Source organism: Vibrio sp. 5S239 (genome assembly GCF_041439575.1).
Lineage (GTDB): Bacteria > Pseudomonadota > Gammaproteobacteria > Enterobacterales > Vibrionaceae > Vibrio > Vibrio kanaloae.
The window spans coordinates 149,184-161,497 of the sequence record NZ_JBGOOM010000004.1 but is presented as its reverse complement, the minus strand read 5'-3'; the positions used below and the strand labels follow the sequence as shown (position 1 = coordinate 161,497).

General features: G+C 43.6%; 15 protein-coding genes. 8 read left to right on the top strand and 7 right to left on the bottom strand.

What is annotated here, in order from left to right:
- Positions 1-282: 282 nt before the first annotated feature.
- The gene (gene argR, locus ACED48_RS05330; protein WP_017055963.1) at positions 283-753 is read right to left on the bottom strand and encodes a transcriptional regulator ArgR; all 471 of its coding nucleotides are present in this window, start codon (positions 751-753) and stop codon (positions 283-285) included.
- A gap of 332 nt (positions 754-1,085) precedes the next feature.
- On the opposite strand from argR, the gene mdh reads away from it, so the two are divergent.
- Both mdh and ACED48_RS05320 read left to right on the top strand, forming a co-directional pair.
- Positions 1,086-2,021, top strand: a complete 936-nt coding sequence (gene mdh / locus ACED48_RS05325) for a malate dehydrogenase (RefSeq protein ID WP_017055964.1) — start codon at positions 1,086-1,088, stop codon at positions 2,019-2,021.
- A gap of 128 nt (positions 2,022-2,149) precedes the next feature.
- The gene (locus ACED48_RS05320; protein WP_017055965.1) at positions 2,150-2,344 is read left to right on the top strand and encodes a hypothetical protein; all 195 of its coding nucleotides are present in this window, start codon (positions 2,150-2,152) and stop codon (positions 2,342-2,344) included.
- Positions 2,345-2,453: 109 nt separating this feature from the next.
- On the opposite strand, the gene ispB is transcribed toward ACED48_RS05320, so the two are convergent.
- Positions 2,454-3,425, bottom strand: a complete 972-nt coding sequence (gene ispB, locus ACED48_RS05315) for an octaprenyl diphosphate synthase (protein WP_017055966.1) — start codon at positions 3,423-3,425, stop codon at positions 2,454-2,456.
- Positions 3,426-3,693: 268 nt separating this feature from the next.
- Between ispB and rplU the strand changes: the two genes are divergently transcribed.
- The 6 genes from rplU to folA all read left to right on the top strand — a co-directional run bounded on the left by rplU (position 3,694) and on the right by folA (position 7,703).
- On the top strand, positions 3,694-4,005 hold the full coding sequence (gene rplU / locus ACED48_RS05310; protein ID WP_004740823.1) for a 50S ribosomal protein L21: 312 nt from the start codon (positions 3,694-3,696) through the stop codon (positions 4,003-4,005).
- A gap of 19 nt (positions 4,006-4,024) precedes the next feature.
- Positions 4,025-4,282, top strand: a complete 258-nt coding sequence (rpmA, locus tag ACED48_RS05305) for a 50S ribosomal protein L27 (protein WP_004735905.1) — start codon at positions 4,025-4,027, stop codon at positions 4,280-4,282.
- A 324-nt stretch (positions 4,283-4,606) separates the two neighbouring features.
- Positions 4,607-5,779 carry an Obg family GTPase CgtA gene (gene cgtA, locus ACED48_RS05300; protein ID WP_017055967.1) on the top strand — a complete coding sequence of 391 codons (1,173 nt, stop codon included), beginning with the start codon at positions 4,607-4,609 and terminating at the stop codon, positions 5,777-5,779.
- A gap of 167 nt (positions 5,780-5,946) precedes the next feature.
- The gene (locus tag ACED48_RS05295; RefSeq protein ID WP_017055968.1) at positions 5,947-6,714 is read left to right on the top strand and encodes a threonine/serine exporter ThrE family protein; all 768 of its coding nucleotides are present in this window, start codon (positions 5,947-5,949) and stop codon (positions 6,712-6,714) included.
- Positions 6,714-7,187, top strand: coding sequence for a threonine/serine exporter family protein (locus ACED48_RS05290; RefSeq protein WP_017055969.1), 474 nt, complete (start codon positions 6,714-6,716; stop codon positions 7,185-7,187). Before ACED48_RS05295 ends, ACED48_RS05290 begins: the two co-directional genes overlap by 1 nt.
- Positions 7,188-7,223: 36 nt before the next feature.
- Positions 7,224-7,703 carry a type 3 dihydrofolate reductase gene (gene folA, locus ACED48_RS05285; protein ID WP_017055970.1) on the top strand — a complete coding sequence of 160 codons (480 nt, stop codon included), beginning with the start codon at positions 7,224-7,226 and terminating at the stop codon, positions 7,701-7,703.
- 79 nt (positions 7,704-7,782) lie between these two features.
- On the opposite strand, the gene ACED48_RS05280 is transcribed toward folA, so the two are convergent.
- From ACED48_RS05280 to surA, 5 genes are all read right to left on the bottom strand, one after another.
- Entirely contained in the window at positions 7,783-8,586 is an 804-nt protein-coding gene (locus ACED48_RS05280; RefSeq protein ID WP_017055971.1) for a symmetrical bis(5'-nucleosyl)-tetraphosphatase, read from the bottom strand.
- 157 nt (positions 8,587-8,743) lie between these two features.
- The gene (apaG, locus tag ACED48_RS05275; protein WP_017055972.1) at positions 8,744-9,124 is read right to left on the bottom strand and encodes a Co2+/Mg2+ efflux protein ApaG; all 381 of its coding nucleotides are present in this window, start codon (positions 9,122-9,124) and stop codon (positions 8,744-8,746) included.
- A 96-nt stretch (positions 9,125-9,220) separates the two neighbouring features.
- Complete coding sequence (gene rsmA, locus ACED48_RS05270; RefSeq protein WP_017055973.1) at positions 9,221-10,036, bottom strand: 16S rRNA (adenine(1518)-N(6)/adenine(1519)-N(6))-dimethyltransferase RsmA; 816 nt, start codon at positions 10,034-10,036, stop codon at positions 9,221-9,223.
- Complete coding sequence (gene pdxA, locus ACED48_RS05265; RefSeq protein ID WP_017055974.1) at positions 10,033-11,022, bottom strand: 4-hydroxythreonine-4-phosphate dehydrogenase PdxA; 990 nt, start codon at positions 11,020-11,022, stop codon at positions 10,033-10,035. Before pdxA ends, rsmA begins: the two co-directional genes overlap by 4 nt.
- On the bottom strand, positions 11,012-12,307 hold the full coding sequence (gene surA / locus ACED48_RS05260) for a peptidylprolyl isomerase SurA (RefSeq protein WP_017055975.1): 1,296 nt from the start codon (positions 12,305-12,307) through the stop codon (positions 11,012-11,014). The genes pdxA and surA overlap by 11 nt, the downstream gene beginning before the upstream one ends.
- Between the last annotated feature and the right edge of the window lie 7 nt (positions 12,308-12,314).

Genomic DNA, 12,314 nt, shown 5'->3' with positions numbered 1-12,314 from the left:
TCTGGAGTTTCCTATTTGGAAACGGCATCTTTTTCAATCCATGTGATGAAAAAGTGTCTGAATAATATCAAAAATTGGCAGAAAATTACTCAAATGTTAAAAGATATAGCTAAAAAATCTAACAAATGATGCATAGATCTCATGTTTAATTTGCTATTGAGCTTTTTAAAATCAATGACTTAGTGTTATTGGCTTAGGGGGAGGTAGATATTCTAGGATGTGATTCGGATCACGAAGTAGATAGATATTCGTGATCCATTAATGCAATTGATAGCTGTGAAATTACCCAGCGTATTCAAACAGTTCGCAAACGGAATCAAACAGTTGCTTAGTCGTCACTGCTAAGGTTGGAGTAATAAAGATAGTGTCATCGCCCGCAACTACGCCCAGTATGCCTTCTGACTTACCTAATGAGTCTAGCAAGCGAGCAATAAGTTGTGCGGCACCAGGACCCGTGTGTATCACAACTAACGCATTGTTGTGATCAATATCCAGTACTAATTCTCTAAGAGAGCTAGAAACGGTTGGAACCCCAAGCTCAGCAGGAAGGCAGTAAACCATTTCCATTTTTGCGTTACGAGTTCGAACTGCACCAAACTTGGTTAACATACGCGAAACTTTAGATTGATTGATGCTTTCAAAGCCTTCGTGTTTGAGGGCATCAACAATTTCACCCTGCGATCCAAAACGTTCTTCTTTTAATAACGATTTAAAAGCGCGAACTAAGTTGTCTTGTTTTTCTGTATTGCGCATATGTAATTCTTATTCATTAACAAATATATTTGCATATTCTCGCATACATATTCAGATTTAGCCAAAATATCCCAACGATTTGTTAGTCATATCACTGTAAATATTTAATAGAATAATGTGTTATTTACGGCGGCTTATTTTGTTATTTCAGTCAATTATCGCCATAATGCGAATTCGCTGTGTAGCACGGTTTTATTGACTTGCGCGAAGTCGCAAAGCTGGCGTTAATTGATTGTAATCACTTTGTGATTAATATAGCTTTTTAACGATAATTTAGCTCAAGCACTACCCTACCAAAAATTTATAAGAGAAAGCTCTCAAGGAGAATAACAATGAAAGTAGCTGTTATTGGTGCCGCTGGTGGCATCGGTCAAGCCCTAGCCCTACTACTTAAGAACCGCCTACCTGCTGGTTCAGATCTTGCACTTTACGACATTGCACCGGTTACTCCGGGTGTCGCTGCTGATCTTAGCCATATCCCAACGCCTGTTTCGATCAAAGGTTATGCGGGTGAAGATCCAACACCAGCACTAGAAGGTGCGGATGTTGTGCTTATTTCTGCGGGTGTTGCTCGTAAGCCGGGTATGGATCGTGCGGATCTTTTCAATGTGAATGCTGGTATTGTTAAGTCTCTTGCAGAGAAAATTGCAGTTACTTGTCCTACTGCTTGTGTTGGTATCATCACTAACCCAGTAAATACTACAGTGCCAATTGCTGCTGAAGTTCTTAAGAAAGCGGGCGTTTACGATAAGCGCCGTTTGTTCGGTATTACGACTCTCGATGTGATCCGCTCTGAAACGTTTGTTGCTGAATTGAAAGGTAAAGATCCAAGCGACATCCGTGTTCCTGTTATCGGCGGTCACTCTGGGGTTACGATCCTTCCTCTGCTATCTCAAGTTGAAGGTGTAGAGTTCACAGACGAAGAAATTGCAGCGCTAACAACTCGTATCCAAAATGCGGGTACTGAAGTAGTTGAAGCTAAAGCTGGCGGCGGCAGTGCAACTCTATCGATGGGTCAAGCAGCTTGTCGCTTCGGTCTTGCTTTAGTGAAAGCGCTTCAAGGCGAAGAGAACGTAATTGAATGTGCATACGTTGAAGGTGAAGGCGAGCACGCACCGTTCTTCGCACAACCAGTGAAACTAGGCAAAGAGGGCGCAGAAGCGATCCTTAGCTACGGTGAGTTGAGCGACTTCGAGCGTAATGCATTAGATAGCATGCTAGAAACGCTAAATGGCGATATTGAGATTGGTGTTGAATTCGCTAAGTAAGCGATACAGCATTTAATTCAGTTTAAAATCGTTAGTTAATAGAGCCGATCATTATGGTCGGCTTTTTTGATCTTAGCATTTGTCCCATTCGTAAATAGTGTTTTAAAGATACGAGTGGAGCAACAGCGATGAGCCGTATTCAAAAAGGAATGAACGTACATTTTCATTTAGGTCGTTTGGGAAAGATCCTAGTTATAGATGAACAAGAACAATTTGCCTTGATCGAGTCTTATAACAGCCACGAGCAGTATGCTGTGCCGCTGGCAGAGATAGAAGAAGTTGAAGCTCAGCTTCCATTGTCGCTAGAATCGAGTCGCTATTGAAACTGGTTCGGATACCAATTTTGTTAGGATAAAAAAAAGAGCCCTAAGGCTCTTTTTGTCTATCTATATAAGACAGTGCTTTTAAGATGGAGTATTCATCTTAACTCGGTTACTTACTGCGTTTAACGGCCAAGTGTGCGAGGGTTATTAGGGCTTGCTTATATTCGGAATCAGGAACTACGGATAGTTCAGCAATCGCTTTATCTGCTTCTTCATACGCCTTATTTGTCGTGTATTCCAAAGAGCCTGTCTCTTTCATTACAGACATAATGTCGTCGAGACGTTCCATCCCGTTGGCTTTTTCAATCGCTTCACGAATCATACTCGCTTGTACTGGAGCAGCGTTGTGCATAGCGTACAATAGAGGCAGTGTTGGTTTGCCTTCAGCAAGATCGTCACCAACGTTTTTACCCATCTCTTTACCATCAGCAGTGTAATCCATCACATCATCAATCAGTTGGAATGCAGTGCCTAGGTATTTACCGTAGTTTTGCATTGCCGTTTCGACTTCAGGTGAAGATTCTGAAAGAATTGCGCCGATTTGTGTCGCAGCCTCAAATAAGCGAGCGGTCTTAGAGTAGATCACCTGCATGTAGCTTTCTTCTGTGGTATCCGGATTGTTGCAGTTCATCAATTGTTGAACCTCACCCTCGGCAATCACGTTTACCGCTTCACTCATTAGCTCAAGGATCTTTAAGGATCCTAAGGTTGTCATCATTTGGAACGAACGAGTGTAAATAAAGTCACCAACCAAAACACTAGCGGCATTACCAAAAGCGGCATTGGCTGTGGCTTTACCGCGTCTCATATCCGATTCGTCGACGACATCATCATGAAGCAGAGTCGCGGTGTGAATAAACTCAATAAAGGCTGCAGAAGTAATATGAGCTTCACCTTGATAACCAAGTGCGCGAGCAGATAAAAGAGCAAGCAAAGGGCGTAGGCGCTTGCCACCACCGCTAACGATATAAAAACCAAGCTGGTTGATTAAACTTACGTCAGAATTAAGTTGGGCTTGAATTGTTTCATTCACTTTTGCCATTTCATTGGCAGTAAGCGTTTGGATAGCTTTAAAATCCATTGTTCATCCGGCTGAAGTTAGACCCTGTAAGGCTTATACGTTGTGTTTAATTGTTGAATAATACACTAAAAAACGTTGATTAATACATCACTTAAAGGCATGATTGCCGCACTTTTCTTTGGCGAACAGGTTTTCGCCAATTTTTTAAAAATATGGCTTGTCATAGCGGCATGATTCCCGTAGAATCTGCGCCCTATTGATTAGTTTAGCGCACACCCGAGTTGTACAAATAACAACCATAGGCTGTGCGGAAAAAGCGGAGTAAAATATGTACGCTGTTTTCCAATCTGGTGGCAAACAACACCGAGTAAGCGAAGGTCAAACACTTCGTTTAGAGAAATTAGACGTTGAAACTGGTGCAACTGTTGAATTTGATAAAGTTCTTCTTGTTGCTAACGGCGAAGAAATCGCTGTTGGTGCACCTCTTGTTGAAGGTGGCAAGGTTACTGCAGAAGTAGTACAACACGGTCGTGGCGATAAAGTAAAAATCGTTAAGTTCCGTCGTCGTAAGCACTCGCGTAAGCAAGCTGGTCACCGTCAGTGGTTCACTGAAGTGAAAATCACTGGCATTAACGCTTAAGTATTAGGAGAGTTTAACAATGGCACATAAAAAAGCTGGCGGTTCTACTAATAACGGCCGCGATTCAGAAAGCAAACGTCTTGGTGTTAAGCGTTTTGGTGGTGAATCTGTTCTTGCAGGTAACATCATCGTTCGTCAACGTGGTACTAAGTTCCACGCTGGCACAAACGTTGGCATCGGTAAAGACCATACTCTTTTCGCTCTTACTGAAGGTAAAGTGAAATTTGCAGTAAAAGGTCCTAAAAACCGTAAGTTTGTAAGCATCGAAGCTGAGTAATTTAATCTTTAACTAGATTATTTTATTAGCTTTCAAGCTGAATTCAAAAGCCCTGCCGATTCGGCAGGGTTTTTTATTTATAGCGAGAATAAAAAAGTAGATGCTCTTGCTTTGGTTTTGAGAAGTCGTTTGATTTTTGATAAACAGTTTGGTTTGTTAGAAGTCACTTGTTTTTTTTATAAACAGAAAGCAAAGAACCTCTCCTTATTTGTTCCCTGATTGCAGATCGATCTAGATCTTAGGTGATCGATCTAAACTCGGATCTGCTAGAATTTATATCACTCCTTGGTGAGTGGTAACGCAACGTAAGTGCGGAGTTGAAAAATGAAATTCGTTGATGAAGCGGTAGTAAAAATAGAAGCCGGTGATGGCGGTAATGGTACAGTAAGTTTTTGGCGCGAAAAGTTCGTCGCTAAAGGTGGCCCAGATGGCGGTGACGGTGGCGATGGTGGTGATGTCTACATCCAAGCAGATGAGAACTTAAATACACTGATCGATTATCGCTTCCAACGCTTCTACAACGCAGAACGTGGTGAAAACGGTCGTGGTGGTAACTGTACGGGTAAACGTGGTAAAGACACGACACTGAAAGTGCCTGTAGGTACTCGTGCCGTTGATATCCACACTAATGAAATTGTTGCTGAAGTTGCTGAACACGGCAAAAAAGTAATGGTGGGTAAAGGTGGTTGGCACGGTCTTGGTAATACGCGTTTTAAGTCGTCTGTTAACCGCGCCCCTCGTCAAAAGACAATGGGTACTAAAGGCGAAGTTCGCGAACTACGTTTAGAGCTTCTTCTGCTCGCTGATGTTGGTATGCTTGGCCTACCAAACGCAGGTAAATCTACCTTTATTCGTTCAGTATCTGCAGCGAAACCAAAAGTAGCGGATTACCCGTTCACCACTTTGATCCCAAGCTTGGGTGTGGTGAGTGTGGTGCCTGAGAAGAGCTTTGTCGTTGCCGATATCCCAGGTCTGATCGAAGGCGCAGCCGATGGCGCTGGTCTTGGTATTCGCTTCTTGAAGCACCTTGAGCGTTGCCGTGTTCTGCTACACATGATCGACATCATGCCTATCGATGGTTCTGATCCTATTCAGAATGCGCTGACGATTATTGATGAGCTTGAACAATACAGTGAGAAAGTGGCACAGAAGCCTCGTTGGTTAGTGTTCAACAAAGTTGACCTAATGCCTGAAGAAGAAGCAGACGAAAAGATTCAAGAAATCATCGATGCTTTGGGTTGGGAAGACGAGTACTTCAAGATCTCTGCTGTGAACAAAATCGGCACCAAAGATCTTTGCTTCAAGCTCGGTGAGTTTATGGAAAACCTACCTCGTGAAGCTGTAGAAGTGGAAGAAGAAGAAAAAGTGGACTTTATGTGGGATGACTACCATAAAGATGCAATGAGTGGTAAGAATGTCGTTACTGAAGATGGTGATGACTGGGATGATTGGGATGACGAAGAAGATGACGGCCATGTTATCTATGTTCGTGACTAATCCTCGTCGTTTCTTATGAGCACTTTGGGCACTTTTTCTCAGATAGGCTGATAATTTTATTAAACCGCAATGAAAATTGCGGTTTTTTTGTATCTGCATCATTATGTACTTCCTATTTTTAATGCAAAATTTATCTCTATATATTTAACGCCTATGGGAAGGGAATCATGGCATCAAAGCAAAGAGCGATCTCAAGACTCGTCGCTCAATCAGGACAAATGCTACTAGCACATGGTGCCGAAAGCACACTGGTTGGCGATATCATGCGTCGTATTGGTATCGCTTGTGGAGTAGATGAAGTAGAAGTCGCACTGTCAGCCAATGCGCTTGTTGTGACAACGATGATGGATGATCACTGTATTACCACCACTCGAAGCTGTGCTGACCGTGGTCTCAACATGCAGGTGATCACTGATATTCAGCGAGTTTGTATCATGATGGAGAAGGGGATTCTCGATTATGGACTGGCCTATAGAAAGATCCAAAAAATTAGCCCTGAACGCTACAATCGCTGGTTAGTTGTCATTATGATAGGTTTTTCGTGTGCTTCTTTTAGCCGCCTTGCTGGTGGAGATTGGCAGGTATTCATGATGACTTTTATTGCTTCAGCCTGCGGTATGATCGTCAGACAAGAGATCGGTCACCGTCACTTCAATCCGTTATTGAACTTCGCTATCACAGCCTTTGTTACTACTACGATTTCTGCTCAAGCGGTGCTTTATAATATTGGAGGCCAACCCACAATAGTGATGGCATCTTCAGTATTGATGCTAGTGCCGGGTTTTCCTCTCATTAATTCTGTTGCCGATATGCTTAAAGGTCATATCAATATGGGGTTAGCCCGTTTTACCATGGCCAGTTTATTAACTCTGGCAACCAGTTTAGGTATTGTCGCAGCGATGAGCCTGTCAGGCGTATGGGGGTGGGTGAGTTAATGAGTCTTTTTGAATTGTTGGTTGGTTTGCTCAATGATATGTTTTTTGCGGCGGTACCAGCGGTAGGGTTCGCTCTGGTCTTTAATGTTCCGCAGAGAGCCTTAATTTATTGTGCGTTAGGAGGCTCTATTGGCCATGGTAGCCGTTATTTGATGATGCACTTCGGTATTCCTATCGAATGGGCGACATTCTTTGCCGCGACATTAGTTGGCATGATAGGGGTACAGTGGTCGCATAAACTGTTAGCGCACCCTAAGGTATTTACGGTTGCAGCCTTGATTCCTATGGTCCCAGGTGTGTTTGCCTTTAAGGCTATGATTGCGATGGTTGAAATTAACCGAGCTGGGTACAGCCCTGAATTACTCGCTATTTTGATGGAGAACTTTTTGAAATCGATGTTCATTATCGCTGGGCTGGCGATTGGCTTAGCGGTGCCTGGGCTGTTATTCTACCGCCGTAGACCTATCGTTTAGCGTTAATTTTCCTTTTAAGAACAGGACTTTCGATTTATGATCATCAGTATGATAGCAGCAATGGCAGACAATCGTGTCATTGGTAAAGACAACCAGATGCCATGGCATTTGCCTGCGGATTTCGCATGGTTTAAACGCTCTACAATGGGAAAACCAGTAGTGATGGGGCGTAAGACCTATGAGTCGATTGGACGACCTTTACCTGGTCGATTGAATGTTGTAATCAGTCGTGATGAGAATTTGAAAATTGAAGGTGTGACGACCGTTACTTCGATAGAACAAGCTTTAGAGCTAGTCAGTGAGGTTGAAGAGGTAATGATCATTGGTGGTGGTTCGATTTATGAAACTTGCTTACCTAAAGCTGACAAGCTGTACCTGACCTATATCGATTTTGATGTCGATGGTGATACTCAATTCCCAGATTGGGGAGAAGGTTGGAAGCAGAGCTTTCATGATACCTATCAAGCGGATGAGAAAAACAAACACAACATGGAGTTTGTGATCCTTGAGCGTTAACTGTGGTTATTAATAGTTAGGTTCTGAAAAATACTTGCGTTACTGGTTCAGTAGCGCAAGCTTATCGTAGTTCGTGCTTCTATAGCGCAGCTTGAGTGAAAAACTGTTTGTCCTCCCAACGAAGTGCCGTTAGCTCTCCGCCCCAAACACACCCCGTATCAAGTCCAATAACGTCTTTTCCGTTATAGCCTTCAAGTGCTGCCCAGTGGCCAAATAATACGGTTTTATCTAGCTGAACTCTTTGAGGAAGGTCGAACCAAGGGATGTATTCGTGGTCGGCCACCTCTTTTGGAGGAAGCTTGCAGCCCATATTTAAACGTCCGTCAGGAAAGCAGAAGCGCATGCGTGTAAAACTGTTGATGGCGTATCGATAGCGCTCTATATCGCTCAATTCTTTTGACCACAAGTCAGGAGAATTGCTGTACATGTTCTCAATCAACCACTTCCATTTTTTTGAACGCAATAGTCCTGTGACCTTTTTGTTCTCTTTACGCGCTCGCTTGATTGTCCATTGTGGAGAAATACCAGCATGGGTCATGACAAATTGGTCATGCTCTTGCATTAAAGGCTGTTCTCTAAGCCATTCAAGCAACTCGTCTTTGTCATCAGCATCTAAAATAGGCTGAGTTTGATCTTTCTTCTTTGCTGGAAAAAGACCAAGCGAAACTGCGAGCAGGTGTAAGTCATGATTGCCCAATACTACCTTCGCGGACTCTCCTAAAGACCGGATAAATCTGAGTGTCTCAAGTGACTTAGGGCCTCTTGCGACCAAGTCACCAGCGACCCACAAAGTATCTTTTTGCTTATCAAATTTGACGGTTTCAAGTAAGAGTTGAAGTTCGTCGAAGCAGCCTTGGATGTCTCCGACAATATAATTCGACAAAGTAATTTCCTATAGATGCTGATGTATGTTCTTTATACTTGAAGCTGCAGCGTCGTTAACGGCGCAAGTTCATCCTAATCACATAGAAAGAATACCGATGATCATAGATATTCTTTCTTGTTACCTAACAGCAACTCCAATTATTTTTAGTATATAGCTAATTAAGAATGTTGGGGATCGCTAGCCTGAAAGGCTCGACTTCGGCTATAAAATCAATACCCTTGTGGTCCGTCATAACATAATGGCCTTGCATAACGCCTACAGGGGTTTCGATGACGGTACCACTTGTATAGGTGTATTCGTCGTTGGCTTCAATAACAGGTTGCTGCCCAACGACACCATCACCTTCTATGGTGAGTTGCTTACCGTTAGAGTCGGTAATCAACCAGCGGCGAGACATCAGTTGCACTGTTGTTTTGCTGAGGTTTTTTATCGTAATAATGTAGGCGAAGACGTAACGATTCTTCGTTGGCTCAGATTGCTCTGGTATGTATTTAGAGTGAACCTGGCATTTGATACAAGGCGTAGATATATCCATATTCGCACCTTTTATTGTTGGTATGCTGAGGGCGAAAGCCCCTAGAAGTGTTAAATAAAAAACAGGCTCCTTACCGAAGTGTAGGAGCCTTTTTATTTATTTGTCAGCGTTGTGGCTGTCGTACAACCAGTTCGCCATATCGACAAATTGCTCGAGCGTTAAATTCTCAGGGCGCATGCTTGGGTTGATACCTAGCTCTTCAAGCACTTCCTTATCGATTAAGCTCTTGTAGCAGTTACGAACCGTTTTACGGCGTTGGTTGAAGCCTTCACGACAGACTCGCTCTAGCCACTTGAGATCTTTTGCAGGGTAAGGTAGCACTTCGTATGGCTGAAGGCGCACGACTGCAGAATCTACTTTCGGTGGCGGAACGAAGGCTGTTGGCGGCACTTCGAGCACAGGAGTCACTTTACAGTAGTATTGAGCCATGACAGTAAGACGACCGTAAGCTTTGCTGCCAGGCCCCGCTGCTAAACGGTTAACTACTTCTTTTTGAAGCATAAAGTGCATATCTTGTATGTCTTTATGGAATTCAAAAAGATGGAACATCAAGGGGGTAGAGATGTTGTATGGCAAGTTACCAAAGATACGAAGCTTGTTGTTGGGTTTCACGAGTTGTTCGAAGTCGAACTTCATCGCATCGCCTTCATGGATCGTTAACTTATCAGTAAGATCCGGATGGTTGCGCAGACGTTCCGCTAGATCTCTATCTAGCTCAATTACCGTGAACTTGTCGACAAGTTTACCAACTGGCTCTGTAATGGCACCAAGACCTGGGCCGATTTCAACTAAATTCTGACCTGGTAGTGGGTTAATGCCCGATACGATTCCATCAATAATGTATGGGTCGTTAAGGAAGTTTTGACCAAAACGTTTACGCGCTTTGTGCCCTAAGTGGACATCATTTTTCATTGCTTTTTCTCTACTAATTCAATGGCGTGCGTGAGCGCTGTTCTAAAGCTCCCTGTATCGGCTTGGCCTGTCCCTGCCAAGTCTAAGGCAGTACCGTGATCGACTGATGTGCGAATAAACGGTAAGCCAAGTGTGATGTTCACTGAGCGACCAAAGCCTTTGTATTTCAGTACTGGGAGCACTTGGTCGTGATACATACCTAAAACAGCATCTGCATCTTGCAAATATTTTTCATTAAAGATGGTGTCTGCTGGCAATGGGCCAACTAAATTAATACCATCTTTTTGGCGAATTTTTTCTAGCGTAGGAGTAATAGTTTCTATCTCTTCGTGACCTAAACAACCATCTTCGCCCGCGTGCGGGTTCAAACCACACACATAAATAGTTGGTTTCTCTATAGCAAATTTTTCGACCAAATCTTTATTCAGAATCGCAATAACTCGCTCTAATCTGTCTTCGGTCACGGCTTGAGATACATAAGCTAGTGGGATGTGTGTTGTTACTAGTGCAACACGCAGCCCTTCAGTTGCCAACATCATCACCACGAGCGGTGTATTGGACTTCTCTGCAAAAAACTCGGTATGGCCACTAAAAGCAACGCCAGCCCGGTTAATTACACCCTTGTGAACAGGGCCGGTGACAATAGCATCAAATTCATCATTCATACAGCCAATTGCTGCGGTTTCTAAAGTATTTAATACGTAATGGCCGTTGGCCTCGTTGAGTTGACCTGCAATGGTGCTTTCAGATAATGGAACGTGTTTCACAACCAGTGTGCCAGAGCGTTGAGGCTCCTTAGCTGCGGTTGCGTCGTAATCCAGAAACTCTACTTTGATACCGAGGAGCTTAGCTCGCTCCGCAAGTAGTGTCTTATCGGCACAAACCACAAGTTGATGTGGCCAGCTTTCTTGAGACAAGGCCAGAGTTAAATCTGGGCCTATTCCAGCAGGTTCACCCGCGGTAATGACAATACGTTTAGTTGTCATCTTGGTCTTCCTCAACTATTTCAACAAAGGCACTGGCTCTTATTTCTTGTAGCCAAGCGCCTGCTTCTTCATTGAACTTACGGTTAAATAGAATTTGGTAAGCTTTGTTTTTTAAAGCTGAATCGGTACGGTCAACTTCTCGACGGTCGAGTACTTCGACGATGTGCCAGCCATGAACCGTTTTAAATGGTGCACTGATTTTGCCTTCAGGCAATGTTTCTACTTGGTGTTTGAATTCAGGCACGTACAAATCAGGTGTCTGATAGCCTAATTCACCATCTTGAACTGCTGAGCCTGGATCTTGACTGTATTGCTGAGCGAGATCACCAAAGCTAGCTTCACCAGCGTTGACACGACGAGTGATCTCCTCAAGTTGCTCCTTTGCCCCGTCGTCACTTAAGATGACGGTCGGTTTAATCAATATATGGCGCGCATTCACTTCGGTAACGGCAACAGTCTCTAAGCCTTTTACATCTTCAATTTTCAGGATATGGAAACCCACACCGCTGCGGAAAGGACCGATGATGCTGCCTTTATTCTGCATTTTGATTTGGTCTGCAAAAATGGTTGGCATTTCTTCTTTACGCATCCAACCCCAGTCACCGCCTTGCAGTGCTTTAGGACCTTTAGAGTAAGTATAAGCCATGGTGCTGAAATCTTTGCCTGAGTTGAGTGCTTCAACTAGCTCTTTAGCTTGAACTTCTAGCTCTTCTTTTGTTTGCTCGTCATTGAAGCGTAGTTGAATGTGTCCAATTTGGTATTGAACAGTGGCATTGGTCTCTTGCGCTAAGATATCCGTTAGGTTATCCACTTCTGCTGGAAGAATATTGATACGGCGACGAACTAAGGCGTTACGAGCTTCGCTTGCTGCAATCTCTTTTCTTACTTGTTCACGAAATGCATTGTAGCTCAGGCCTTCTTCGGCAACTGACGCGGTAAGTTGTTCTACCGTTTGGTTGTTGTTTTCCGCGATGCCTACAATTGCTTGATCAAGTCGAGCATCATCAATACGAACACCGATACGCTCCGCTTCTTGAGTCTGAATGGTATCGATAATCAGCTTTTCCAGTACTTGCTCATTGAGTACATCTTGTGATGGTAATGTTTGACCGCTTTTCTTAGCGTTTGCGCGCAGTGTCTTCATCGAAGCGTCGATATCGCTTTGTAAGATCACGCCTTCGTTCACGATCACTTTTACGCTGTCGAGTTCAACCGGGGCTGCGTAGCTTGTTGATAAAGTACAAGCCGCTGCGATAGCAATTAATGTGCGTTTCCACAATGTCATGTGTAAT